At 65.2% G+C, this 24,405-nt stretch carries 29 protein-coding genes; 12 read left to right on the top strand and 17 right to left on the bottom strand.

The features are described from left to right. Positions 1-16: 16 nt before the first annotated feature. Positions 17-658, bottom strand: coding sequence for a septum formation family protein (locus tag ACZY0Q_RS17575; RefSeq protein ID WP_463918763.1), 642 nt, complete (start codon positions 656-658; stop codon positions 17-19). Between the two features lie 275 nt (positions 659-933). Here ACZY0Q_RS17575 and ACZY0Q_RS17570 point away from each other — a divergent pair, with 275 nt between their 5' ends. Both ACZY0Q_RS17570 and ACZY0Q_RS17565 read left to right on the top strand, forming a co-directional pair. Further along, on the top strand, positions 934-1,167 hold the full coding sequence (locus ACZY0Q_RS17570; protein ID WP_463861731.1) for a DUF3073 domain-containing protein: 234 nt from the start codon (positions 934-936) through the stop codon (positions 1,165-1,167). Between the two features lie 235 nt (positions 1,168-1,402). Further along, entirely contained in the window at positions 1,403-2,182 is a 780-nt protein-coding gene (locus ACZY0Q_RS17565; protein WP_463918762.1) for a VOC family protein, read from the top strand. 102 nt (positions 2,183-2,284) lie between these two features. Here ACZY0Q_RS17565 and purM read toward each other — a convergent pair whose 3' ends face one another. From purM to ACZY0Q_RS17530, 7 genes are all read right to left on the bottom strand, one after another. After that, positions 2,285-3,454 (bottom strand): phosphoribosylformylglycinamidine cyclo-ligase, encoded by a 1,170-nt coding sequence (gene purM, locus ACZY0Q_RS17560; protein ID WP_463918761.1) that lies wholly within the window; start codon positions 3,452-3,454, stop codon positions 2,285-2,287. Beyond that, complete coding sequence (gene purF / locus ACZY0Q_RS17555) at positions 3,451-5,130, bottom strand: amidophosphoribosyltransferase (RefSeq protein ID WP_463918760.1); 1,680 nt, start codon at positions 5,128-5,130, stop codon at positions 3,451-3,453. Before purF ends, purM begins: the two co-directional genes overlap by 4 nt. Positions 5,131-5,198: 68 nt before the next feature. Then, on the bottom strand, positions 5,199-5,513 hold the full coding sequence (locus ACZY0Q_RS17550; protein ID WP_463918759.1) for a hypothetical protein: 315 nt from the start codon (positions 5,511-5,513) through the stop codon (positions 5,199-5,201). A gap of 116 nt (positions 5,514-5,629) precedes the next feature. Then, positions 5,630-6,055: an ATP-binding protein gene (locus ACZY0Q_RS17545; protein WP_463918758.1), complete on the bottom strand. Its 426-nt coding sequence runs from the start codon at positions 6,053-6,055 to the stop codon at positions 5,630-5,632. Further along, positions 6,048-6,380 carry an STAS domain-containing protein gene (locus tag ACZY0Q_RS17540; protein ID WP_463918757.1) on the bottom strand — a complete coding sequence of 111 codons (333 nt, stop codon included), beginning with the start codon at positions 6,378-6,380 and terminating at the stop codon, positions 6,048-6,050. The genes ACZY0Q_RS17545 and ACZY0Q_RS17540 overlap by 8 nt, the downstream gene beginning before the upstream one ends. Further along, positions 6,370-8,340: a glycosyltransferase family 2 protein gene (locus tag ACZY0Q_RS17535; protein ID WP_463918756.1), complete on the bottom strand. Its 1,971-nt coding sequence runs from the start codon at positions 8,338-8,340 to the stop codon at positions 6,370-6,372. Before ACZY0Q_RS17535 ends, ACZY0Q_RS17540 begins: the two co-directional genes overlap by 11 nt. After that, entirely contained in the window at positions 8,337-9,449 is a 1,113-nt protein-coding gene (locus ACZY0Q_RS17530) for a PP2C family protein-serine/threonine phosphatase (RefSeq protein ID WP_463918755.1), read from the bottom strand. The genes ACZY0Q_RS17535 and ACZY0Q_RS17530 overlap by 4 nt, the downstream gene beginning before the upstream one ends. 223 nt (positions 9,450-9,672) lie before the next feature. On the opposite strand from ACZY0Q_RS17530, the gene ACZY0Q_RS17525 reads away from it, so the two are divergent. Continuing rightward, the gene (locus tag ACZY0Q_RS17525; RefSeq protein ID WP_463918754.1) at positions 9,673-9,963 is read left to right on the top strand and encodes a hypothetical protein; all 291 of its coding nucleotides are present in this window, start codon (positions 9,673-9,675) and stop codon (positions 9,961-9,963) included. A gap of 198 nt (positions 9,964-10,161) precedes the next feature. Here the strand turns inward: ACZY0Q_RS17525 and ACZY0Q_RS17520 are convergent, their stop codons facing one another. Then, positions 10,162-10,734: a GNAT family N-acetyltransferase gene (locus ACZY0Q_RS17520; RefSeq protein WP_463918753.1), complete on the bottom strand. Its 573-nt coding sequence runs from the start codon at positions 10,732-10,734 to the stop codon at positions 10,162-10,164. A gap of 40 nt (positions 10,735-10,774) precedes the next feature. Then, the gene (gene bcp / locus ACZY0Q_RS17515; RefSeq protein ID WP_463918752.1) at positions 10,775-11,254 is read right to left on the bottom strand and encodes a thioredoxin-dependent thiol peroxidase; all 480 of its coding nucleotides are present in this window, start codon (positions 11,252-11,254) and stop codon (positions 10,775-10,777) included. A 317-nt stretch (positions 11,255-11,571) separates the two neighbouring features. On the opposite strand from bcp, the gene ACZY0Q_RS17510 reads away from it, so the two are divergent. Next, a complete protein-coding gene (locus ACZY0Q_RS17510) occupies positions 11,572-11,970 on the top strand; it encodes a cupin domain-containing protein (RefSeq protein ID WP_463918751.1) in 399 nt (132 codons plus the stop codon). Between the two features lie 61 nt (positions 11,971-12,031). Here ACZY0Q_RS17510 and ACZY0Q_RS17505 read toward each other — a convergent pair whose 3' ends face one another. Then, a complete protein-coding gene (locus tag ACZY0Q_RS17505) occupies positions 12,032-12,628 on the bottom strand; it encodes a dTMP kinase (protein WP_463918750.1) in 597 nt (198 codons plus the stop codon). A 138-nt stretch (positions 12,629-12,766) separates the two neighbouring features. On the opposite strand from ACZY0Q_RS17505, the gene ACZY0Q_RS17500 reads away from it, so the two are divergent. Continuing rightward, a complete protein-coding gene (locus ACZY0Q_RS17500; protein WP_463918749.1) occupies positions 12,767-13,153 on the top strand; it encodes a hypothetical protein in 387 nt (128 codons plus the stop codon). A 55-nt stretch (positions 13,154-13,208) separates the two neighbouring features. Here the strand turns inward: ACZY0Q_RS17500 and ACZY0Q_RS17495 are convergent, their stop codons facing one another. Then, positions 13,209-13,547, bottom strand: a complete 339-nt coding sequence (locus ACZY0Q_RS17495; protein WP_463918748.1) for a hypothetical protein — start codon at positions 13,545-13,547, stop codon at positions 13,209-13,211. Positions 13,548-13,758: 211 nt separating this feature from the next. Here ACZY0Q_RS17495 and ACZY0Q_RS17490 point away from each other — a divergent pair, with 211 nt between their 5' ends. Next, entirely contained in the window at positions 13,759-14,703 is a 945-nt protein-coding gene (locus ACZY0Q_RS17490) for an SMP-30/gluconolactonase/LRE family protein (protein WP_463918747.1), read from the top strand. Positions 14,704-14,894: 191 nt separating this feature from the next. Here ACZY0Q_RS17490 and ACZY0Q_RS17485 read toward each other — a convergent pair whose 3' ends face one another. Further along, complete coding sequence (locus tag ACZY0Q_RS17485; RefSeq protein WP_463918746.1) at positions 14,895-15,029, bottom strand: hypothetical protein; 135 nt, start codon at positions 15,027-15,029, stop codon at positions 14,895-14,897. A gap of 195 nt (positions 15,030-15,224) precedes the next feature. On the opposite strand from ACZY0Q_RS17485, the gene ACZY0Q_RS17480 reads away from it, so the two are divergent. Then, positions 15,225-15,836 (top strand): NADPH-dependent FMN reductase, encoded by a 612-nt coding sequence (locus ACZY0Q_RS17480; protein ID WP_463918745.1) that lies wholly within the window; start codon positions 15,225-15,227, stop codon positions 15,834-15,836. A 9-nt stretch (positions 15,837-15,845) separates the two neighbouring features. Here ACZY0Q_RS17480 and ACZY0Q_RS17475 read toward each other — a convergent pair whose 3' ends face one another. Further along, entirely contained in the window at positions 15,846-16,319 is a 474-nt protein-coding gene (locus ACZY0Q_RS17475; RefSeq protein ID WP_463918744.1) for a sensor histidine kinase, read from the bottom strand. A gap of 391 nt (positions 16,320-16,710) precedes the next feature. On the opposite strand from ACZY0Q_RS17475, the gene ACZY0Q_RS17470 reads away from it, so the two are divergent. Together ACZY0Q_RS17470 and ACZY0Q_RS17465 are read left to right on the top strand one after the other, a co-directional pair. Next, positions 16,711-17,760, top strand: a complete 1,050-nt coding sequence (locus ACZY0Q_RS17470; protein WP_463918743.1) for a glycosyltransferase family 2 protein — start codon at positions 16,711-16,713, stop codon at positions 17,758-17,760. A gap of 5 nt (positions 17,761-17,765) precedes the next feature. Beyond that, on the top strand, positions 17,766-17,930 hold the full coding sequence (locus ACZY0Q_RS17465) for a hypothetical protein (protein ID WP_181577441.1): 165 nt from the start codon (positions 17,766-17,768) through the stop codon (positions 17,928-17,930). Between the two features lie 90 nt (positions 17,931-18,020). Here the strand turns inward: ACZY0Q_RS17465 and ACZY0Q_RS17460 are convergent, their stop codons facing one another. Beyond that, positions 18,021-19,106, bottom strand: a complete 1,086-nt coding sequence (locus tag ACZY0Q_RS17460) for a glycoside hydrolase family 16 protein (RefSeq protein WP_463918742.1) — start codon at positions 19,104-19,106, stop codon at positions 18,021-18,023. Positions 19,107-19,450: 344 nt separating this feature from the next. Here ACZY0Q_RS17460 and ACZY0Q_RS17455 point away from each other — a divergent pair, with 344 nt between their 5' ends. Continuing rightward, positions 19,451-20,269: a response regulator transcription factor gene (locus tag ACZY0Q_RS17455; RefSeq protein ID WP_463918954.1), complete on the top strand. Its 819-nt coding sequence runs from the start codon at positions 19,451-19,453 to the stop codon at positions 20,267-20,269. Between the two features lie 95 nt (positions 20,270-20,364). Here the strand turns inward: ACZY0Q_RS17455 and ACZY0Q_RS17450 are convergent, their stop codons facing one another. Both ACZY0Q_RS17450 and ACZY0Q_RS17445 read right to left on the bottom strand, forming a co-directional pair. Continuing rightward, positions 20,365-21,561 carry an aminotransferase class I/II-fold pyridoxal phosphate-dependent enzyme gene (locus ACZY0Q_RS17450; RefSeq protein ID WP_463918741.1) on the bottom strand — a complete coding sequence of 399 codons (1,197 nt, stop codon included), beginning with the start codon at positions 21,559-21,561 and terminating at the stop codon, positions 20,365-20,367. 193 nt (positions 21,562-21,754) lie between these two features. Next, positions 21,755-22,582: an aldo/keto reductase gene (locus ACZY0Q_RS17445; protein ID WP_463918740.1), complete on the bottom strand. Its 828-nt coding sequence runs from the start codon at positions 22,580-22,582 to the stop codon at positions 21,755-21,757. A gap of 160 nt (positions 22,583-22,742) precedes the next feature. On the opposite strand from ACZY0Q_RS17445, the gene ACZY0Q_RS17440 reads away from it, so the two are divergent. Together ACZY0Q_RS17440 and ACZY0Q_RS17435 are read left to right on the top strand one after the other, a co-directional pair. Then, positions 22,743-23,498: a helix-turn-helix domain-containing protein gene (locus ACZY0Q_RS17440; protein ID WP_463918739.1), complete on the top strand. Its 756-nt coding sequence runs from the start codon at positions 22,743-22,745 to the stop codon at positions 23,496-23,498. Positions 23,499-23,630: 132 nt separating this feature from the next. Then, positions 23,631-24,383, top strand: a complete 753-nt coding sequence (locus ACZY0Q_RS17435; RefSeq protein ID WP_463918738.1) for a hypothetical protein — start codon at positions 23,631-23,633, stop codon at positions 24,381-24,383. The last annotated feature ends 22 nt before the right edge of the window (positions 24,384-24,405 follow it).

Here is a 24,405-nt window from a genome sequence, read left to right as displayed (position 1 = left end):
CGATCAGGCCAGGTCTTTAGGGCAGAGCGCTGGCGTTGATGACGTTTCCGCCGTCGGCCGTGACGTAGCAGTCCACGCGCCGATCCCCCGATTCCCAGCTGGTGCTGCTGGGGTAGGCCCGCTGGAAGTTCAGCGTGTACTCATTCGCTGCCGGCGCTAGCCTGGCCGCCTGGCAGGCCTCCAGGGCCTTGGCAGCGAGGGCCTCACGGCCCGGATAGGAGCCGACGGCGGGGTAGCGGAAGACGGCCACGAGCTGGGCCGAATGGCCGGTATCGCAGGCCACCACCGTTGACCGCAAAGCCTCGGGGTCAAAATCCTTGAAGCAGTCGCCCAGCCGGTACTCCGGCGGTTGCACACCCTCGCGGGGGAGGGGGAGTGGGGTGGCCAAAGGAGTGGGTGAGATCTCCACGATCCCCGAGCCGCCGTCGTCGGACGTCTCTGATGCCCCGGAATCCAGCCAGACGGCGAGCCACACCAGGCCTCCGGCCACGCCGAGCAGAACCACCACAAAGAGTGCCTTCAGGAATGTAGACGCGACCCGCCGGCGCTTCCGGGGGGAGGGCTCCGCCGCAGGCGCCGTGACCGCCACCTGCGGCAACCCCGCAGTGGGCGGAGCGCCGGGTCTGGGCGGGATGGGACGCAATTCCTGGTTGTCCATCCGGATACCCCTCCTGGGTTTCGCCTCGGTATGCCGCACGCTCCGTGCAACTGGATCGGCAGCTTATGAAGAGACTCTATCCAACAAAAAAGCCGGGAACGCTGCGCATCGCGGCGGTAAGGGTACCCGACATGTCGTCCACGCGCACGGGCCGGGCAGCACCGGGCGCGGAAAGCATGTAATCTAGGTGTTACGACAAATTGACCAAACATTCCGGGGCCTCACCGATAGCCAAGGTGACCACCTCCGGTCCGAGTACAAAAGGGGGTCACGCCATGGGGCGCGGCCGTCAAAAGGCAAAAGCTACCAAGCAGGCTCGGGATATTAAGTACTATTCCCCGAACACTGACTATTCGGCCCTTCAGCGCGAGCTCAAAGGTCCTGAAGGTCGTGCCACGAGCCATTTCGCGAATGACCCGGTTGAACCGGATTATTCGGCTTATGTGGATAAGTACGCGGACGATTTGGAAGAAGACGACGACGAGGTAGACACCCGTCGGATCGGCTAGCTGCCGCACCCCGGTCCCGCCGCAAGGCGCCCGGCCAGCGACACTGCAGTACGTTCGGACGCCTCGTTTGTTCGTGAGTACAGCACTTCTTTTCAGCACCCGGTTCCCAGCGGACCCGCGGTGCTGGCCTCAGTTATCAGGCCCGTTGCCTGCGCCGGAACCCGGTGCCGGCGGCGGGCTTTTTGGTGTTGACTGGAGGCATTGATGCGCTGTGCCGCCCGCGAAAGGACCTCCCATGACAGGAACTTCCTCATCCCCCAGCTACCGCCACGGTGAACCGTGCTGGGCTGATGTCCAGACCCGGGACGTGGAAGCCGCCAAGGCCTTCTACGCAGCGGTGTTCGGGTGGACCTTCAAGGACCTGCCCACGCCCGATGGCCGCAGCTATGCCCAGGCGTTCGTGGGCGAGGACCTCGTGGCGGTGGTGGCGCCGCAGAACCCGCACCAGGAATCACTCGGCACGCACGCCCAATGGAACATCTATTTCGCGGCGGAAGACGCCGGGGTGCTGGCCGAGGAAGTACCCCATGCCGGCGGCGCCGTGCAGTTCGGCCCCGAGGAAGTGGCGGACACCGGCGTGATGGTGTTCGTGGATCCTCCCGGCGGCGGGACTACCGGCGTGTGGCAGCCCGGGACGCACACGGGCTCCGGCCGGTACAACGAGCCCGGTGCGCTGTCCTGGACGGAGCTGCTGACGCCCGAGCCGCGGGCCGCCGTCGGCTTCTTCCAGCAGCTGTTCGGCCACGAGGTGACCGAGTATCCCCAGGACGACGGCGGGACGTACAGCACGCTGATGGTGAATGACGCGGAGGTGGCCGGGATCGTCGCGGCCGAGGCGCCTGCCAGGTGGCAGATCTACTTCGGGGTCACCGACGTGGCCGAGGCCGTGCGGAAGGCCGTTGCAGCCGGGGCGGAAGTCCTGATCGCGCCGGAGCCGGATGACGACGATACTCCCGGCGCCACAGCCACCCTCAAGGACCCGCAGGGCGGTGAGTTCAGCCTGCTGGAGGTTTAAACACGGTCGGCCCCCTCCCCACCGGCTCCCTCGCCTCGCAAGCTCGGCCAGGGAACCCTGCCGGCGTGGGCCCAACCAGTGGAGGCCGACCGTGGACTGGCTTTAGGCGTAGGCGTTGACCAAACGGACAGCGCCGCCATCCACGCCCTTGGCGCCCTGGACGTAGTCCGGACCGCTCTTGAGGATGGAATCCGAGTCCGCGGTGACAGTGCCCATGATCCAGGACGGCACGCCGCGGTCGTTGAGGCGGGCCACGGCGGCGTCGGCAGCTTCGGCGGACACGATGGCCACCATGCCCACGCCGAGGTTCAGGGTGCGCTCCAGGTCGGCCAGCGGGACGTTGCCCAGCTCGGAGACCAGCTTGAAGATGGCCGGCAGCTCCCAGGTGGCGCGGTCCACTGTGGCCACGAGGCCCTGCGGCAGCACGCGGGCCAGGTTGGCGGCCAAACCGCCGCCGGTGACGTGGCTGAAGCCGTGCACGGCTGCACCTCCGGCGGAGCCGCTGACCGGGAAGGCGCGCGCCAGGTCCAGGCAGTCTGCGGCGTAGACGCGGGTGGGTTCCAGCAGTTCCTCGCCCAGCGTGCGGCCGAGTTCGGAGACCTGGCGGTCCAGTGCCCAGCCGGCGTGGTTGATGACGCGGCGGACCAGGGAGTAGCCGTTGGAGTGCAGGCCGGAGGAGGCCATGCCGATCACAACGTCGCCGGCGCGGACGCGGTCCGGGCCCAGCAGGTCGGAAGCCTCGACAACACCGGTGGCGGCACCGGCGACATCGTATTCATGCTCGCCCAGCAGGCCGGGGTGCTCGGCGGTTTCGCCGCCCACCAGGGCGGTGCCGGCGACGGAGCAGGCCGCGGCGATGCCACGGACGATGTCCGCGATGCGCTCCGGGACAACCTTGCCGCAGGCGATGTAGTCGGTCATAAAGAGCGGCTCGGCGCCAACCACCACGATGTCGTCAACCACCATGCCCACCAGGTCAAAGCCGATGGTGTCGTGGATGTCCATGGCCTGGGCGATGGCAACCTTGGTGCCCACGCCGTCGGTGGACGTGGCCAGCAGCGGGCGCTTGAAGGTCAGCAGGCGTGAGACGTCGTACAGGCCGGCGAAGCCGCCCACACCGCCGATGACGGAGGAATTGTGGGTGGCCTTCACGGCACCCTTCATCAGTTCCACGGCGCGGTCGCCGGCTTCAACGTCAACACCGGCGGAGGCGTAGGTGATGCCTGCGGGGCTCAGTGGGCTGTTGCCGGCGGCGGGGGTTGCGGAAGTCATACGGACTCTTTCTTGTCAGCGCCGGGGGAGGTGGCTACGTGGTGGATCGCGGGCACGTGGTCTTCTTCGGTGAGCAGGTTCTCGAACTCGGCGTCCGGTCCCGGATCGCAGCCGGTGGCGCCGGACTTCTCCGCCGGGTCCTCGCTGTCGCCGATCGCGAGGGCGGCCGTTGCGCCGGGGAGGGCAGAGGGCGACGGCGTGAGGCCGCCGAGGTCGGTGCGCTCCAGCAGGTTCTTGCCCAGTTTGTCCGCGCCCGGGAGCGCGATGGGGTACTGGCCGGTGAAGCAGGCGGTGCAGAGGCGCTCCCGCGGCTGCATGGTCGCGTTGATCATGCCGTCCTCGGAGATGTACGCGAGGGAGTCGGCGCCGATGGCCTGCGAGATTTCCTCGATGGTGGCGCCGTTGGCGATCAGTTCCGCGCGGGAGGCGAAGTCGATGCCGTAGAAGCACGGCCACTTGACCGGCGGGGAGGAGATCTTGATGTGGACGGACGCGGCGCCGGCCTCGCGGAGCATCCGGACGATGGCACGCTGGGTGTTGCCGCGGACGATCGAGTCATCCACCACCACCACACGCTTGCCGCGGATCACGGACTCGAGGGCGTTCAGCTTGAGCCGGATGCCCAGCTGGCGCAGGGTCTGCGAAGGCTGGATGAACGTGCGGCCCACGTAGGAGTTCTTGACGAAGCCGTGGGCGAAGGGAATGCCGGATTCCTCGGCGTAGCCCACGGCTGCGGGGGTGCCGGACTCCGGGACCGGGATGACGATGTCCGCGTCCTGGGTGTTTTCGCGGGCCAGCTGGCGGCCCATCTCAACACGGGACTCGTACACGGAACGGCCCGCGATGGCGGCGTCCGGACGGGCGAGGTAAACGTATTCGAAAACGCAGCCGGCCGGCGTCGCCTCCGCGAAGCGCTTGGACCGTACGCCGTCCTCATCGATGGCGATGAATTCGCCCGGCTCGATTTCACGGATGAAGCTGGCGCCCACGGTGGCCAGGGCGGACTGCTCGGAGGCAACTACCCAGCCGCGCTCCAGCCGGCCCAGGACCAGCGGGCGGATGCCGTACGTATCGCGTGCCGCGTAGAGGGTGCCTTCGTCCATAAACACAAAGCAGAAGCCGCCCTTGATCTTCGGCAGCAGCTCCATGGCGGTCTGTTCGAGGGTCTTGCCCTCCTCGCCTTCGAGGAGTGCCGTGACCAGGGCGGTGTCCGAGGTGTTGCCCTGCTTCATTTCGCCGCTGAGCTGGCCGCCGTTGCGTTCCAGGATCATGGCGTTGAGCTCGGCCGTGTTGGTCAGGTTGCCGTTGTGCGCCAGGGCAACCGTGCCGGTGCTGGTGGCGCCGAGGGTGGGCTGGGCGTTGGCCCAGTGGCTGGCTCCGGTGGTGGAGTAGCGGCAGTGTCCCACCGCCAGGTGCCCGGTCAGGGTGTTCAGCGTGGTCTCGTCGAAGACCTGGGAAACGAGGCCCATGTCCTTGTAGACGTTGATCCGCTTGCCGTCACTGGTAGCTATACCAGCCGACTCCTGACCGCGGTGCTGCAATGCATACAGCCCGTAATAGGTGAGTTTTGCTACTTCTTCACCTGGCGCCCAGACCCCGAAAACGCCACAAGCGTCCTGAGGTCCCTTTTCGCCAGGGAGAAGATCATGAGAAAGTTTTCCATCGCCGCGTGCCACTGGTCGATTATCTCATGAGATGCGGTAAGACTTTTCCGCGCCCGGCATTGTGACCGCCTGCCGGCAGCCTACTGGCCGGTACCGTCATCGGGTTCCGAATCCGGAACCGCTTCCACGATGGCGCGTTTCTGGCGCTTGACGCTCCGCCGGTCCAGCAGCAGGGCCGCCACGGCGCCCAACACCGTGCCGCCGGCGCCGAACATGATCAGGAAGAAGCCGAACACCGAGCCGCGGTCGAAGGATTCGTCGCCGGGGAGACCGTACGCGACGGCGGCAGCCACCGCTGCGCCCACCAGGGCGCCGAGGATGAGGAACGGCACATACTTCGGTGCCCGGCGGACGGTGACCTCGCGGCGCTCCGCGGGGGTTTCTTCAAAAGCCATGCCCTCTAGCCTACTCATCATTGCCGTTGCCCTATCACGCACGGCTGCCAAACAGCTGCCAAACTGCCGGATGGGAACCGTAGGTGATAGAGCAACAGGGCGGGCAGGGGGGAGGGTCAGGGCTGTGACGTCCGGGATAGGATCCAGGTGTTGGTGCCGTCCTGCCGTTCGAAGATTACGGTGGTCACCAGCGCCTCGATGAGCGACAGGCCGCGGCCGGACTCGGAATCGTCGTCCGGGGTTCCCGGTTCCAGGGGGCCGAACGGGGGCTTGGCAAAAAACGCGCTGACCCGGGCCTGCAGGAGGCTGGGCTGGACGCTGATGTCCACTCCCAGCTCCACCGGCTGCTTCGCCTTGGCCGGCTGCGCGTGCTGGACGATGTTGGACGCGGATTCGATCACCGCCGTGGTGAACGTCATCTGGTCCATGGCCTGGACGAACGGGGCGTCCTCCCAGAGCTTGTCCAGCTCGTTGTGCACGGAGTCGATGGCCTCGGCCGTGGACAGTCCCCGGAACGTCCGCCGGGCCAGGACCTCAGTCATTGAGGAACGCCTCGTCGGCAGAGGCGTAGGCAGTCAACACCCGGTCCATGCTGGTCAGCTCAAGCACCATTTTCACCTGCGGCTGGACCGCTGCGATGCGAAGGTCCCCGCCGGCCTGGCGGGCGGCCTTGAGGCAGCCGATCAGCGCGCCGAGTCCGGAGGAATCCATAAACGCGGTGTTCTCCAGGTTCACCACGATCCGCGAGGAACCGCCGGCGATCACATCGGTGACGAATTCGCGCAGCTTGGGTGCCGACACCATGTTCAGCCGTCCGTCCGCCTTGACCTCCGCGTACGAATCCTTGACCTCGTAACTAAACTCCATCGGCTTTCCTCTCTCCTGCATCAACGTCCACAGCGGGTTCGTAGCCCTTGTACAAAACAGCCCGGACCAGGATGCTCATGACCACCAGGTCAAAAATAACCCAGCCCACGTTCACCAGGGTGCCAAGCGGCTCGGCCAGTCCCGTGGCCAATCGGATAATCCCGACGACGGAGGCCACCGCCAGCAGCACGCTCACCACGATCTGGGGCCGGATGAGGCTCCAGCTGGGGCCGCCGGTCTGGCGGGCTTTGGGGGTGACGGCGAACCCGAGGGGGCGACCGAACCAGACGTTCCGGGCCGCCGTCGAACACGCCTTGATCCACGTGGGGAACAGCGCCAGGCTGTACTGCTGCCCGCGCCAGGTGGGGATTCCCCGGCCGGCCACCGCGAACAGCAGCTGGTTGGCGACCATAAACGGGATGAACCGCAGGAAGAAGTCCCAGCTGAGGCTGGACACCGGCAGGACGCCCAGCAGCAGGTAGATGATGGGGGCGGCGAAGTAGATGACCGCCGCGTAGCCGCTCAGGTAGGTCCACATGGTGGCGAAGTACATGAGCCGCTGGCCGATCTTCAGGCCTTTCTGCACCAGCGGGTTCTCGCGGAGCAGCACCTGCATGGTCCCCTGCGCCCAGCGGAGGCGCTGCGTCAGCATGGTCTTGAGGTCCTCCGGCGCCAGGCCGTAGGCCAGGATCTCGTGGTGGTAGACACTTTCCCAGCCCATGGCATGCATGCGCATGGCCGTGGCCATGTCCTCGGTGACGGAGATGGTGGCCAGCGGCATGACCGGCTGGGCTTCGTCGCTCCGCTCCACATTCAGGGCATCGAGGACAGCCTGCACGGATTCCAGTGCGCCCAGCGGCGACCAGTCCCTAGCCGACATCCGCTGGACGGCGTCGTCTGCCACCACCGGGACGCCCGCGTCACCCACATGCGCGAGTTCCATGGCGGCGATCTCTTCAAGGTCGGCCTGCAGGGCGGACATGTCAGCCTGGACCAGCGTCTGAACGGCCGCGTCCACACGGCGGCGGACCCGGTACGTGATCTCACTCAACGGCTGTCCGGCCGCCAGCTGGTCCTGGGCTTCGCGCGTAGCGGCCTCCACCGCGTCCAGCACTTCGGCCACAAGCGGGGTATTGATGTCCGCGGATTTGCGCGCCTGGCGGATGGCGGAGCGGGAGGCCGTGAGGGCGCGGCGGATGCTCTTTTCGGTCTCCTTGACGTAGCCCACCAGGCCAAGCTGCATCAGGGCCTCGCGCCGGAGGATGGCGTTGGAGCCGCAGAAGAACGCCGCGTTCCAGCCGTCCTTGCCCTGCTGGATGGGGCCGTAGAACAGCGGTGCCTGGCTGCCGAGTGGATCGTGGGCGGGCACGTTGCTGAAGTACTGCGGCGTCTGGACCAGGGCCACCCGGCGGTTGTTGAAATAGCCCAGGGTCTTTTCCAGGATGTCCGGCTCGGGAATCTGGTCCGCGTCCAGGATCAGCAGGAATTCGCCGTGCGTGACCATCAGGGCGTTGTTCAGGTTGCCGGCTTTGGCATGGCGCGGCACACTGGCGGTCCAGTCCTCACTGCGCGTCACATAGCCCAGCCCGTGCTCTTCGGCGAGGGCCTTCAGCTCGGGCCGGGCGCCGTCGTCGAGAATCCAGGTGCTGTGCGGGTGCCGGATTTTCTGGGCGGCCAGGGCGGTGGCCATGACCATGTCCAGGTCTTCGTTGTAGGTGGTGATGAGGACATCGACGGTGGCATCGGGGGGCGGCGCGGGTGCTCCCTTGCGGATCTTGAGCTGCCACACGGTCATACCGAAAAGCATCACGTCGATCAGGCTGTAGGTCTCGGCCAGCACCAGCGGTACGGCGATCCACCAGGCATCCCAGTTCAGCGACGCGGCCCAGCGCCAGGCCACGTAGTTAAGGCCCAGGATGACGGTCAGAACCACCACCAGGCGGGTCCAGAAGCGCGTCATGCCGCGGCTGGCTCAGGCAGGCGGCGGACCACCACGACGGTGACGTCATCCTCAGCGGTTTCGGCGGGGGCCAGAGCCATGATGGCGTCGCTGGCGGACTGGGCGGAACGCTGGCCGTGGGCGGCGCCGAGCACGGCCGCAGTGAACTTCTCCACCGAGTCGAAGACGTCCAGCACTCCGTCGCTGACCACCACCAGGGAGTCGCCCGGGGCCAGACCGACGGCGGACTGTGGCCAGACTGACCCTGCCCAGGCGCCCACGGGCGGCCCGCCGCTGGGAAGACGGTGGACCGAGCCTTCGGCGGTGATATGCAGCGCCAGTCCGTGGCCGGCGTCGACATAGCTGACGACGCCGGATGCAGCGTCCAGCCGGGCATGGAAGAGGGTGACAAACGAGTTGGAGGAATCCAGGTCCGCCGCGATGGTGGTGCTGGCGGACGCGAAGGCGGCGTCCAGGTCCTGGCGCTGTCCGGTGGACCGCATCACCGCCCTGACGGTGGCCGCGATAAGGGCGGCGCCCATGCCCTTGCCCATGGCATCGGCGAACGTCAGGTGCAGGCCCTCGGGCGTGCGGTACCAGTCGTAGAAGTCACCGCCCACACTGCGGGAGGGGCGGAAGACGCCGGCGACGTCGTATCCGTCCACCCGGACGTCCTCCTGGGGCAGCAGGCTCTGCTGGACCTCGGTGGCGCGTACCAGCTCGCTCGTCACGGCTGTGTCCGCCACGGACGGCTGGCGGCGGCGGAACAGGGCGTTGATCCTGGACTGGAGTTCGCGCGGGCTGAACGGTTTGCTGATGTAGTCATCGGCGCCGTTGTCCAGGCCCGTGAGCTTGTCCAGTTCGTCGGCGCGGGCGGTGAGCATCACGATGAAAGCATCGGAGAATTCACGCAGGAGTTTGCAGACTTCCAGCCCGTCGATGTCCGGCAGGTTCACGTCCAGCGTGACCAGATCAGGCTTGGCGCGGCGGACCTCCTCCACGCCGGGCAGGCCGGCCTCGGCATGGGTGACCTCGAAACCCTGCTTGACCAGGATCCGCACAAGGAGGCCACGGATGTCCGGATCATCCTCAATCACAACGGCACGGCGCGGTTCGGGCATGGAAGGCATGACTCTACTTCTACCGTATTAGGGCCGATGAAGCATGTCATAGACGTGACAACGAGGGTTGATGTCGGTGAAGCTCCGGGCCTTCCTGGGCGGGCGGCCATGGCCTGGCCCGGTCTTGCCGCAAAACTTGCCTGGCCTTGATGGGTCCTTGAGGCTCCGTGGCCACACTCGAAGGACCAGCTACGAAGGAATATGCGGACTGCCGGAGGATGGTGCAGGGGTTATGGAAGCAACGGAATCCGTCAGGCTGCCGGGCAGGCTGGCACGCTCATGGCGGCTCTTGAAGCAGGGCCGCCGCCCGCGCAGCACAGTTCATTACCTGAGCCATTCCTGGAAGCTCCGCTCACTGTCCCGCTCGCTGGCCCGAGCCCTGGGTGAGTCCTGGGAGGCCTCGAGCTGGCCCGGGGACCGGTTGGCGGTCGGCATTGAGCTTTCGGAAAAGGTGGAACAGCTGACCCGCCTCCTCAACCGCGAAACCGAACTTCACGGCCGTCTGGCAGCCCTCACAAAGTAGCCGTTCCCTGCTGACCCGTTCCGTGCCACACTGGAGGGCAATCAAGTGGCTGGGGGATACCAGGTCAGGAGATTGCCGTGCATTGGTACACAGGGTGGGCCTACCTCTTAGCCGGGCTTATGACCATGGACGCGATGCTGCTGGCGTTGTGGTTCATAGACAACGACTGGCCAAGTAACTGGCGGAAGAAACCCTGACTCAGCGGAGGTCCAGGCGCATCAGGACGCGCGGGAATCCATTGAGCACCGAATCCGTATCTGCGGCCTTGACGAACCCGGCCTTCTCGAAGAGCTTGCGCGTGCCCACATAGGCCATGGTGAGGTCCACCTTGCTGACGCCGTTGTCCACCGGGTACCCCTCAATGGCGGGCGCGCCGTAATTGCGGGCCAGCTCCACGGCACCTTTGAGCACGTGGTGGGAGATCCCTTGGCCGCGGTAACCGGGCCGGACCCGGATGCACCACACGGACCAGACGTCCAGGTCATCCACGTGCGGGATCCGGCGGTTGCGGGCAAAACTGGTGTCCGCGCGGGGGTGGACAGCTGCCCACCCGACTACTTCGCCGCCGTCGTACGCCAGAACCCCTGGTGGCGGATCCTGCGCCACGAGCTCCTTCACCAGGTCGCCGCGGGCCGTTCCGCGCAGCGCAAGGTTCTGTTTGGACGGGATGCGGTAGCTCAGGCACCAGCAGACGTTGGCATCGGGCCGCTTAGGGCCAACCAGCGTTTTGACGTCCTCGAACAGCGTTCCCGGACGGACTTCGATCGCCATGCCTGACTCCCGGTTGGTGGGCTACCTGTGCCCAGCCAGACTAGACCCCCAGGGACTCCCGCAGGGCAGCGACGTGGCCCTGCGCCTTGACCTGGTACTGCGCCAGCGCCACGTTGCCCGCGGGGTCCACCACCACGGTGGAGCGGACCAGGCCTTCGACGATCTCGCCGTCGACCAGCTTTTCGCCCCAGGCGCCGTAGGCGAGGGCAACTGCGTGGTCCTCGTCGGAGAGCAGCGGGAAAGTCAGGTTAAAGTCGCCGGTGAAATCCCCCAGCTTCTCCGGTGCATCGGGGGAGATGCCCAGGACTTCATAGCCGGAGTCCTGCAGGGAGGAGAGGCTGTCGCGGAAATCGCAGGCCTCGGTGGTGCAGCCGGGGGTTGCCGCCTCCGGGTAGAAATACACGATGACGTTTTTGCCGCGGTAGTTGGCCAGGGAGGTTGCCTTGCCCCCGGCATCCTGCAGGGTGAAATCGGGTGCCTGGGTACCTGGCTGAAGTTTGATGGTCAGTTGGGGGATCATGGCGTTCCTTTGGGAGACTCTGATGGCAAAAGACAGGAAACCAGTGAATCGGCTTTCCAGCTTAAACAACAACCCCGGCGTCATTTGAAGTATTCCGGCTGCTCCACGGCCGGGACGTGGCACGGGGCCCTCTTTTGACCCGTGACCGTCCGGGCGGTCCATTGACTTGAGGCGCCGTATGGATACGGTTAGAGATACACATTACTGGTCTCCGCAGTACGTGATCCGCACTACGTAGCCGCTAGCCGGCATCCACGCACAACCGCTTGGTCCCAGCCCTAAGCGCCCGCCGCAAATGAACCCAAGGCTGTTTCCCCATGACCGCAAATTTCATCAGAGCACTGGCTGTTAAATCCCTTGATATCCCGGACAAGAAGCGGTGTCCGGACAAGGCCGAGTTCGATCTCGTCACGGTCGATGACTACTCAGTGGCCCGCCTTATCCTCGCTCCGGGCTGGCGGTGGTCCGAGTCCGCCAAACCCACGGAACTGACGGACTTCTGCGAGCACAACCACCTCGGCTACTGTGTCTCCGGCAGTCTGGAGATTCAAACGTCCGACGGCGTGAGGTCCACCATCCATGCGCACGACACCTATGCGCTGCCTCCTGGGCACGATGAGTGGGTGGTTGGGTCCGAGCCGTTCGTCGCCATTGAGTTCCTGGGGACGGCGTCCTTCGGCCGGCCGCGGAGCAGGGGACTGCACGCGCTGATCTGAGCCGGAGCCGGTCTGAGCCCGTCTGGGCAGGAACCGGTCTGGGCCCGCGCTGGTCTTTGGCCTAAACAGCCACGGGAGTCTCCGCGCGCACTGTCCGTTTGTGCACGATCCGCTTGAGCCTGGCCACAACCTCTTCCGGCGTGCAGTCGGCGTCGAGCAGGGCGAAGCCCGGGTATTCCGGCATGGAACGGTAGGCGTCGCGCAGGGCCACCAGGTCAGCCAGCGTCTCCGAATCGGTGCCGCGGGCCAGGATGCGCTGGTGTGCCAGCGCGGGTTCAACGTCCAGGTGCACCACGGCATCAGGGTCCGGCAGGGACGAAACCAGCCAGGGGAGCAGGCGGCCGCGTGGCAGTCCTTTGGCATTGCGCAGGGCAAGCTGGCAGTGGAGGTGCCGGTCCATCACCACCAGTCCGTCGAAACGGCTGGCCCGGGCATGGGAAATGAGCACGTTGGCCACGCGAAGGGTGGTTTCCACGGCGTCGGCAAGGCGCCGCGGCCAGCGGATGCCCAACCGTTCGGCCAGCACGGACATGCTCCGCCGGCCGGCGTGGTTGCTGAGCAGCAGAGCATTTCCGCCATCGGCCTGGGCCGCCTCTACCAAGGCGCGGGCTGCCGTGGATTTTCCTGAGCCGTCGATTCCGGTTAAGACAATAAGCACGTGGCCTCCTTTCGCCAATGGTTTAACGGAAGGGACACCGTGATCGTCCCGTCATGAGTCGGAGGTCACCTAAACTGGCGTCCGGACAGACTGCCTGCAACGGGCCGGTGGCCACACCAGGGGAAATGGGGATCTTCGATGCAGCTGGCCCAGCTTGCCGCGATTACGGCGTGCGTACTTTTGGCCGCGCTCGCGGTATTTCAGGCCGCGCTGATCGCGGGAGCGCCGCTGGGAAGGTTCGCGTGGGGTGGCCAGCACAACGTGCTCCCGGCCAAGCTGCGGATCGGCAGCGGCACCTCGGTCATCCTTTATGTCCTGTTCGCGTATGTTGCGCTGGCCAAGGCGGGCATGGCGGGCCCGCTGGTGAACCACGGCTTCACGGACGTCTTCTCTTGGGTGCTCACGGCCTATTTCGCGCTGGGCATCGTGATGAACGGAATCTCGCGCAGCAAGCCGGAACGCCTGGTCATGACACCCACAGTGGCCGTTCTGACGGCCCTCTATCTGGTCCTGTCCGTGCACTAGGGCAGCCGACGACGGCGGCCAACCGGCCGCCGTCGAACGTTAACGCAGGAGGCGCTTAGCTGCAGTGTTTCGTGAAGGCGGCGCCGGCTTCCTGGTAACCGGCTTCCAGTTCGGTGAGTTTGGCCTCGTCCGGGGCTTCCTTGGCGGACTCGTCGGTGAACTCGATGATGGATCCGAGCGCAGGCTTGAGGTCGTCCGATGCCACCACTTCGATGGGCCGGATCTGGTTGGCGAGACGCACCAGACCGGTCTTGCCCACGTTGTTCGCGGGGTTCGCCAGGACGGCCTTGACGCGGTCGCAGGTTTCGGGGGTGGAAAGTTTGGTGGGCGTGGTGCATGCAGAAGCGGAAAGCACGAGGCCGGCAGCGATCAGGGCGGTTGCGAGTTTCTTCATGGGTCCCTCAGTAGTTGATTGAGGTTTCGATTGTAAGCAGAGACCGCGGCGGCTTGCCGATCCGGGGCTCCGGAGGGCGGAGTGTGACCGCGTAAGGAGGGGGCTCCGGACTCTGGCGGGCCGGTTCCCACGGTGCATAGACTGGCAGGACAATCGTGCGGGCCTGCCGCAGGTTGGCCCGTGCGGATCATCCAAAATTCAAGGAAGAATCATGGCCCGCACAACCCAGAATTCAGGAAAAGTACAGCGCCGTACCGCCATTGGGTTCATTGCACTGATGGGGCTGTTGGCACCTGTCCTGCCGGCTTCAGCGTCGCCGCAGGAAGACTCAGTCATTGTGCTCAAGGGCGCCACCTCCGCCGAGGGGATCGCCGCCGGCAGCGGAACCACCTTCTACGCCGGCGACCTCGCACTCGGAGACATTTACCGCGGCGACATCCGTAAGGAAAAAGCGCGGTTGTTCATCGACGTCTCGGACTTTGATTCGCAGCCCAGGGCCGCCGTCGGCATGAAGGCCGATACCCGCAACGACCTGCTGTTTGTAGCGGGCGGCGCCACAGGCAAGGCTTTTGTGTACAACACGGAATCGGGCGAGCCCGTTGCGGACTTCACGCTCGCTCCCGGCTTCATCAACGACGTCACACTCACCCGGGACGGCGCCTGGTTCACGAACTCGGCCGCCGGTGAGCTGTACTTCCTGCCGGTGGGGTGGCACGGAAAGCTGGGCGACGTGAAGACGCTGAAGCTGAAGGGACCGGCGGCAGGGATGACAGGGCCCTTCAACCTCAACGGCATTGCAGCTGCGGACGACGGCCGTGTCCTGATTGTGGCTCACTCGAACAACCGGGCCCTCTACACCGTTGACCCGGAGACCGGAAAGAGCGCGAAGATCAAGGGCGTGGACGTGGAGAACGTTGACGGCATCCTGGTCCGGGGCCGGACGGTCTGGGCCGTTCAGAACTTCCTGAACCAGATCAGCCGCATCAGGCTCGCAGAGGATCTGTCATCTGGCGAGGTCAGGGAGGTCATCACCAGCAAGCACTTCGATATTCCCACCACCATTGCGCGGTTCGATGACACGCTGGCGGCCGTGAATGCACAGTTCAACCGGCCGGCCAGTCCCCATGAAGTGGTACTGGTGCCGGCCCGCAGTTAGGCCGCTTCAGTATGGACAGTGTGGGGCCGGCCTGACGCAAAGGCGGGCCCGGACTAACGCAACGCGGGGTCACTTTACGCCCGATGATCGAGGTTTATCGGGCTAAAAGTGACCCCGCGTTGCATCCCGGGCAGGTGGTGCCGCGACGGCTGCTGCAGCGTACGACGGCGGGATGGCGCCTTACGTGCCGGCTAGTCTTCGTCGGTGTCGGCACCCTCGGCGGGTTCCTGGGAGTGCACGCGGATGTCCGTTGGATCCGCGGTCTCGTCCCCTTCGGCCGGAGCCTCGCTGTGGATGCGCTGTGCCACTACTGGCTTTTCCTTCATGTCAACCGCTCCCGTGGTGTGTGGAATGTGCCTCAATCATCATTCAGCGCCTCCCGGAGCGGGGTGTCAATAACCCGTGAAGACCTCTGGCCGCGGCACGTGTTCTGTGCTGGACTGGAGCCGCACTGTGCCCGCTTCATCCTGTAAAGCTCTACGGCCAGCCGGTTCTGCCGGCTGTTGGGAAGGAACAATCTCGTGGCAACGCAGAAAATCGGATATTTCGTGGGGAGTCTGGCCGCCGGTTCCATCAACCGCACTCTCGCCAAGGCCCTCATCAAACTGGCCCCGGCGGACCTTGAATTCACGGAGATCCCTATTAAGGACCTGCCCCTCTACAGCTACGACTACGACGCCGATTTCCCGCCGGCAGGCCGCGCCCTCAAGGCAGCGATCGAAGCCTCGGACGGCATCCTGTTCGTGTCCCCCGAGTACAACCGGTCAATTCCGGGTGCCCTCAAGAATGCCATCGACTGGGCGTCGCGGCCCTGGGGCACCAACTCCTTCGCCCGCAAGCCGACCGGCATCATCGGCGCGTCGCCGGGCAGTATCGGGACGGCGGTGATGCAGTCCTCCATGCGGAGTGTGCTGAGCTTCCTGGACGCCCCCCAATTGAACGCCCCGGAAGCCTACGTCTCCTTCAAGCCGGGCGTCTTTGGCGACGACGGCGAAGTCCGGGATGAGGGCACAGCCAAGTTCCTGCGGCACTACATGGAGGAATATGCCGCGTTTGTGGAGCGCGTGCTGGCAGCGAACGCCCCGGGGCACATTGGCGACCTCGAGCCGGACCCGGAAAAGCTGTCCCGGTAAGTAAACGGGTCAATCCAGGGGCAGGGTTACCGTCACGGTGGTGCCCTGCCCTGGGTTCGAAGAGACGCTGACGGTGCCGCCGGCCTCGTGGACTGCCACGGACATCAGCCGCAGCCCGTAGCCGTGGTTCTTGCCGCTTAACGCGAGTTCGCAGTCAAAGCCCGTGCCGTCGTCGGACACCACCAAGCGGATGCCGTGGCCAACTGCCGCCAGTTGGACGGTGAGTTCGCCGGCGTCGGAGTACTTAAAGGCGTTGCTCAGCGCTTCGCGCGCCGACTGATACAGGAGGGACGCGCAGTCCGCCGGGATCTCGATGCCCCAGTGCGGAGTATCCCAGCGGACTGCCATTCCTTGCTGACGGAGAGGGCTGGTCAGCCGGTCAATGCAACCGGCCAGCCCCAACGTGTGGAAGTCGAGCGGGTGGTGATCAGTGATCACTCCATCCACTGCGACGACCTCGTCCAGAGCTGATTCGTTCCCCATGAATCTTCCTGCTTCCCCGCCGTTTTTCGTGGTGATAGATCCAGCGTGGACCGCCAACTGCATGAGTTGCGAAGGGTTGCGTCAAGTTTGGATCAATTTTCCGGGGAGCCCACCGGGGATCTAGATTGCGACGGGCGCCTTCTCAGCGCCACCCACGCTAAGCTCGGCGGCGTTGAGTCCGTCTTTACCAAAGCTTGCGCCTTAGTTGCTGGTTTTGTGCTGATGGATTGAGATGGCACTGGAAAAGTCATAGGAAAGTAAGAAATTCAAGACCTTTCCTGTGGGGACAAATTCACTTAATGCGCGCTGCGTCACAACTCTATATAACTGTCCGTGTTTTCGAACGGAATTTTCTGACTTCCAATGGCGCCCTTTCCGGGCTCGGATCCTCGTGATTACGGTACTTATTCCGGCGCACAATGAGGCTGTTGGAATCCGCGAAACCCTGACGTCGCTGAAATTTCAGAGCCGGCTTCCGGACAGGGTGATTGTGGTGGCAGATAACTGCACGGACGCTACCGAGGAAATTGCGCTCTCGGAGGGCGCAGAGGTTGTCCGCAGTGAAGGTAATTTGGATAAGAAGGCTGGCGCCCTGAACTTCGTTCTTGGCCGTCTCCTGCCAGGTGCCGAACCCGAGGACATGATCCTCATCCAGGATGCGGATTCTCAGCTGTCCCATGACTTTATCGAACGGGCCGTAGCCCATCTCCATCGGGATTCCCGGCTCGGCGCCGTCGGCGGTGTTTTCCGTGGCGGTCATGGAGGAGGCTTTGTGGGGCACCTGCAGCGGAATGAATACGCCCGGTATGCCCGCGATGTAAAGCGGCTCAAGGGCAAATGCCTGGTGGTCACCGGTACCGCGGCATTGTTCCGGGCCCGGACCCTGCGTGATGTGATCGCTGCCCGGCTGGACGGGTCATTGCCGCCCGGGAACGGCCGCGGCGGGGTCTATGACACGTCCGTCCTGACCGAGGACAACGAGCTGTCGTTTGCCCTGCTCACGCTGTGTTACCGCATCAAATCGCCTGCGGACTGCACGTTGGTAACCGAGGTGATGCCGTCCTGGCGCGATCTTGGGGCCCAGCGGCTCCGCTGGAAGCGCGGAGCAGTGGAGAACTGCGTGCAGTACGGCTGGACCCGGGTCACCCGGCCTTATTGGGGGCGGCAGATCCTGGCGATGCTTGGCGTATTGGTGACGCTTGGCTACTTCAGCACGGTGGCGGTTGCACTGGGCACGGGGGCCGGGCTGAACATTCAGCCGTTCTGGCTGGCCGTGACCGGTGTCTTCGTGATCGAACGTGTGGTCACGGTGCGGCTGCGGGGATGGAAATACATGCTCGCCGCCGCCACCATGTACGAGTTGGTGATCGACCTGTTCCTGCAGGTGGTCCATGCCAAGGCGTACCTGGACGCAGCCCTCAACAAGAAGAAAGCCTGGTAACAACTATGTATGACAACCCAGCAGCTCCTGCCGCGGCAGGAATTGGTTCCGGAACACTCGCCATGACCGGTGCAGGCGACCTGTTCTGGCTGGCACTTGCCGCCTTCGCGCTCCTGGCGCTGGGTCTGGCCATCAAGCGGATCGTCCCGGTTCGCGGCGACAAATCCTAGGCTGTTGCGCCGCAAGAGCTGAACAGAACACAAGAAGGCAGGGCGCCCGGAGATCCGGACGCCCTGCCTTTGTGTCTGGGCCGGCAGTCCTCAGGTCACCACACGGAGGGCGCTGGAGCAGCCGCCTGTGTCGCACACCTTGTACGTGGTGATGTTGCTGCCCTTGAAATTGTTGATGTAGCTCCCGCTGTTGGGCACGGTCTTCTGGACACCGTTGATCCATAGCGTCACGTTGGACCCCATGGCGCCGGTCCATTTCAGCGTGGTGGTGTTCACGCCCTTGGCTTTGGTGGTGGTGGCGGACAATTTGATGGCCGACGCCGGTGGGGGCGGCGTCACGGTGGCGGCGGGGACGAAGGAGAAGTCCCGGACCACTACTGATTCCGGCTTTACGTGGGCGGGATCCCCGCCTCCGCCGCCGGTGACCCACAGGTTGAAGTGCACCTGCTCCTTCGCCGGCACCGGAACCGTGGATCCCTGCAGGACTGTGCGCTTCAGGAGGGTGCCGGCGAAGCTCTGGCCGGCGAATGTTTCGAAAGTCAACTTGCCGGGTTCCCACACCATCCGGTGTGTGGTGATGGGGCTGGCGGTGACATCAAAAACTACGGTGTTGTTTCCTTGGCCGGGAGGCTTGGTGGCGTCGAACCAGTACCCGTGGCCTTGGCTGACCGGCCACGATTCGCCGTAGGCTGCTCCGCCGCCCCAGGCCGATGCTTCGCAAAGGTCGATTTCGTTGTAGCCGGGCTCGGCCAGAGGGTCGTAGGTGAACAGGCAGCCCCAGACCACTTCCTTCTGCAGCACGCTGAGGTTCTTCTCCACGGTGGTGCTGTAGGTTCCATACCCGAACCCCTGGCGGGTGGACTGGAATTCCGCGCCCACCGGTGCCCCACCCGTGGGATTGGTGAGCTTCAGGGTGACGTAGCCGTTGGCGTCGGGGTTGCTGACGTTGGCGGCGTCAAACAACTTGTTGTACTGCGGCGCCCCGCCCCAGAAACGCTTCTCCCAGTTGAAGCCCTTCCATGCAAAGCTCCCTGCCGGGCCGGGGTCCGGCGGCGTGGTTTCGGAGGCTTGTGCGGACGGCATGCACGCCAGCATAGCCAGGCCCACGGCCGCCAGCATGGCCAGAGGTCTCAGCGGGCGGATGGAGTGTGAGACAGGTAATCGAAAAGAAGCCATGCAATGCCCCTTACGTCGTGCTCCCCAGCGAGCAGCTTTGCGCCCCCATTGAGCACACGTTGATCATCAGCCACAGCAGTCACAGAACGCAATAGCCTAAATGCAACTAATTTGAGCCGACCAAATCCTCAAGAAATACGCAATATTTTGCCAACCTCAAGAATTCCGCAAATTCTTGCGAAGTGGAATTTTACTCCCAGGACGGTGTGTAGGCTCAATGATCAGACTGACCCCTCCCTGTCGCTGAAATACCCATCCGCTTGGTGTTCACCGACGAATAGATCACGACATATCCGGGATGGTGCGTTGCGTCGGCAGGAAATTATCAAACTTTGGGGGCAAAGATGGTGGAGCGGGGCGTTGCTGTTGTTGTTGAAGACGACGACGACATTAGGACATCGCTGAAGGAGGTGCTCCTGCAGTCCGGGTTTGCCGTGTTTGAAACGTCCTCCGGTTCGGAAGGCGTAAAGGCGGTGCGGGAACACAACCCCGTCATTGTCACCATGGATGTTGGCCTACCGGACTTCGACGGCATTGAGGCTTCGCGCCGGATCCGGACATTCAGCGACGCCTACCTCATCATCGTCACCGGCCGGGTGGAAGAAGCCGACGCGCTGATGGGGTTCGAGGCTGGGGCGGACGACTACCTCGCCAAGCCTTTCCGTCCCCGGGAACTGCGTGCCAGAATCGCCGCGATGCTCAGGCGTCCGCGGTCGATTAGTTCCGTTCCAGGGGACACGAATGCGGCGCCCCGCGCGCTGGCCGAACCGCAACCGGCGGCTCCCGCCGTGCCCGCCGCCGTCGTCGCCGCCCCACCCGCCCACGCCGGCGCCGCCGTCCTGTGCGACTTCGAGCACAGGGGCCTGACGCTGCACGAAGGATCCCGTTCCGCAGCCATCCACGGCGTACCGCTGGACCTGACCCGCACACAGTTTGACCTGCTCCTGGTCCTGATGGAGAACGGCAGGGTGGTGCAGACGAAGGCCGACCTGGTCCGCCGCCTCCGGAACGAGCCTTACAACACCGGCTCGTTCGTCACCACCGGCGAGGAACGCGCCGTCGAGGTCCACCTCGGAAACCTGCGCAAGCGCCTGGGTGACAGTTCCCGGTCACCGCGCTGGGTGGAAACGGTGCGAGGCGTGGGGTACCGCCTGGCGCCGTAGCAGCAGCGCCCGGCGCCTCTTAGGCGTCGCAGGCCCGGGGAGGGCAGTCGTACGAGTTTGCTGACGGAGGCCCTGAAGTCTCCTGAGCGGGGCTCCTATCTGCTCTTTATGGCCTCTTCGAATGCGGGCAGGCTGCGTTCGATCATGTCCTCGTTGGCCGTCAGGGAGATCCGGAAGAAGCCCGGCGTTTCGAACAGCACGCCCGGCAGAACGAAGACATCCCGGCGGGCGAGTGAGTTGGTGAACGCCTCGTCGTCCGGAACAGGGGACCTGACATACAGGTAGAACGTGCCCTCCGGACGCCAGAGGCGGTAGCCCATGCCGTCGAGCGCGTCGACGAGGCGGTCCCGGCGCCGCTGCAACTGTCCAACGTCGATGGAGAACTTCTCCAGTTCGGGAAGCGCGTGCTGCAACAGTGCGTTCGGGTATACCCATCCCATGGCCACCTGCAGGCTGGTGATGGGCGGGCCCATTTCGTCCCGATCCGGCATGGTGGGTGGCAGCGCCAGGTAGCCCACCCGCTGGCCCGGCGAGAGATGGGTCTTGCCGTAGGAGTAGGCCAGCAGCGTGTAGGCGTAGAACTCCACCGGGCTGTGGAAGCGCAGTCCGTCGAACACAATCCGGTTGTAGGGCTCGTCCGAAATAAGGTAGATCCGCCGTCCGATCCTCGCCGAGGCCGCCTCCAACAGTTCCGCCAGCCGGACCAGCAATTCGGGTGGATAGATCCGTCCTGTGGGGTTGTTGGGCGTATTGACGATCAGAACACGGGTGCGCTCCGTGATGGCAGCCTCAATGGCGTCAAGATCCAGGTCAAACGTGGTGGTGTTGATTTTCACCTTCACCGGTACCAGTCCGGCTTCAAGCACCAGCGGCTCGTACAGGAACCACGGCGGCAGGCTGTAGATGACTTCATCGCCCGGATCGGCCACGGTCTTCAGCGCCAGGGCGATTGCGGCGAAGCCACCGGTGGTGAGGTAGATATCCTCCGTCCGGAACGGCACCCCCAGCAGTCTCTGAAGTGATTCCGCGGCGGCCTCCCGGGCCGCCTCCCCGTTGGTCTGGTAGGCGAACCACTGATCATTCTGAGGCGTCAGGGCGTCCCGCAGCGTGTTGACGTAGCGGGCGGCCGGCATATGGTGCGGATTGCCGAAGGTGAAGTCGCACCCGGGCGCCTGCCCGTGCCTGCGGGAGCCATATTCGCGGATGTAGGCCTCAACCCGCCGGAAAGACGGGATCGAGGCCAGCCGGGCAGCGCGGGCGGATACCGCTGAGGTGGCTGTCGGATCGTTCATGTGACCACTCCTGTGCAGGGCAGCCGTGGGCCGGCAGCCGGACGGGCAGCGCGCTGCTGAGTCAGTGGAGGCTGTGGTGCGACCTATTCTGGACTCCGAGATGAGTCGAAGTAAAGGGCCGCGGGAAAGTAAATGACCAGGAGTGTCCAGGCTCTCCACCACTACGTCCGGCCAGTAGCCAACTTCATTCGGCTCAGCCCAGCTCGCCGGTCCCGGCCGCCGCGAGCGGCAGGATGTGGCTCCAGAAGTCCTCGGGGATATCCCATTCCGCGAGCCGGACGGTTTCCTCGACACGGCCGGGCTCGGACATGCCCACAATGGTGGAGCTGACCCGCGGATCCCGGCTGGAAAACTGCAGCGCCGCGGCAGCCAAAGGCACGCCGTATTCGTTGCAGATCGCCGCCATCTTCTTGACCCGCCCGATGATGGCCTCGCTGGCCGGGCGGTAGCAGTAGTTGGGTGCGGCGTCCGGGCCCTTCACGAGCATGCCGCCGCCGAACGGGGCAGCGTTGAGGTAGGCCACGCCGCGGTCCGCCGCGTCCTGGATGAGCGGCTCGGCAGTCTGGTCCACCAGCGTGTAACGGTTGTGGCTGATGACGACGTCGAAGGCCTCGGTGGCGAGGTACTTCAGTTCCAGGTCGATGGGGCCGCCGGCCACGCCGAGGTGCCCGATGACGCCCTGGTCGCGCAGTTTGATCAGCGCTTCCAACGGGCCGACCGCCGCGGTGCCTTCCTCGAAGGTGATCTTCTCGGGATCGTGGAGGTATACCAGCTGCAGCCGGTCCAGGCCGAGCCGTTCGAGGCTCTCGTCCACGGAGCGGCGGACCCGGTCGCCGGAGAAATCGCTGACGCCGCGGATGGGATCCACCTTGGTGGCCACCACAACGCCCTCCGGCAGGCCGCCGGCGGCCGCCAGGGCCTGGCCAATGCGGCGCTCGCTGTTGGTCTCCCCGTACTCATTGGATGTGTCGATGAAGTTGAAGGGACCGTCCAGGACCCGGCGGATGGTGGCGACGGCCATGCCAGCGCCCAGGTCCTGCTGAGCGGGGCCGCCGTGCTGAGCGGCTGCGCAGCGGGATACACCGCGGACGGCAGTTCCGTGCGCGTCGACGCCTCCGGCATGAAAACCATTTCCGGAACCTGGCGCCTGGCCCGGCCACGATTTCGGTGACGGCGGACGGGTGTGGATTGAGCGCACAGGCCAGGCCTTCGTCAACGATGAGATGATCCTTGAGATTGTGGCCATCGCGCTTGGCATCTCCTTCGACCGCACTAGTCCGGTGGCCGCTTCCCGCCGGGCTGTCGAGACTGTCATCGACGCCGCCCCGCTCGACAGGCGGATGGACGCCGCCGCAATGCTGCATCTCGAACGGGAGTCAAGCTACAGAGTGGTTGCCGTTCCGGCCTCTGTGACGCTGCCGGGGCCAAGCTCAGTGATCTACACCGGAGTGGGGCCGGTACGGGCAGCCATCCGCCGGCTTTCGGACGCCCACCCGCCGGATGGCCAGCCGGGCGTCCGGTGGGGCGTTGGCCTGGCAATGGTTCCCGGCGCGCTGGACCGGTCATGGGCGTCGGCTCTCTTCGCCCTGCGCCTGACCACCCCGCAGAATCGTTGCCAGCTCGCCGAGGACCTGGGCAGCCTGTTCGTCTTCGCGGAATTGGCAGATTCTGGCCGGTTCGAACCCCCGGACCTTACGGCGCTGAAACTGCTCCTCCAGTCACAGCCCAAGGCACTGGCGCTCCTTGAGTCCCTTGCAACGGCCAGCAGCCTGCGGGCCGTCGCCGAGGAAGTGGGCCTGCACCACTCCAGTGTTCAAAGCCGGGCGGCGGACTACTCAGCGGCGCTCGGGTTCGACCTCCGCACCGTGCCGGGACGTGTGCGATTGTCACTCGTACTCACCCTCTACAGGCTGTCCACTACAACGTTCGGCCAGTAGTGAATGGCCGGCAGAGAGGGTCTGTTCGTTATCCCCGCAACAGTTCGGCGCCAATCGCGCCGGCGGTGGATCCTTGTGCGCCCGGCAGCACCACAATTTAAGGACCAAAAGTCAGGCCCAAAGGAGGGTGTGATGCGCAGTCCGGCCACGCCAGGCGCGGCAATTCCCCTGGCTATTCTGATGGCGCTGCTACTGGCGGGGTGCGGCCCGCAGGCAGGCCCGACGGCGACAGTCACGCCGGGTGCCCCCGGCACCGCGCCGGCCACCGGAACCACAACTGCCGTTCCGACGGCGGCAGTCTCGTCGAGTGCCACCGGCACCGCACCGGCGTCGGCCGTTTGGACCGCCTTCACCACGGCGGACGGCCAGCTGACGTTCGAACACCCGGCCGCGTGGAGTGTCCGGGACCCGGCTGGCGAACTGCCGGAGGGCGGCGGTGCCTTCGCGGAGGTGACCAACCAGGCCGGCAAGCCGCTGGCGACACTCCGGACCAACATGGCCACCGGGTCCACGTGCCTGGAGCGGTTCCCGTACTCGGTCCTGGAGGCGCAGGAGATGCCGGCCCTGACGCAGGGAGGCGTGGCGCCCCGGTACGTTTTCGAGACCCGCGGCAATGATGCGGCGCCGGGTCCGGCCGACACTCCGGCCGCGGCCTACGGCATCACGTCGGTCCCCGCACCGGTCGGAGGCTCGGCGTGCGCCATCTTCCATTTCTTCACCTGGCCGCCCACCGCAGCCATGTTCGGTGCCTTCTACAATCCCGGGAATAACGTGACGCCGGGGGCCGAGTCCCTGCCGTATCTGGAGCAGGCCACGAAGTACGCGGAGACCCCGGAGTACCGGGACATCAAGAGGATGATCACCTCATTGAGGCCAGCGGGTTAGCGGGCAGACGGCTGGCTCAAGG

Source organism: Pseudarthrobacter lactosi (assembly GCF_055412785.1).
Note: the sequence above shows the minus strand (reverse complement) of the source record. Positions and strands in the feature narration are given on the sequence as shown.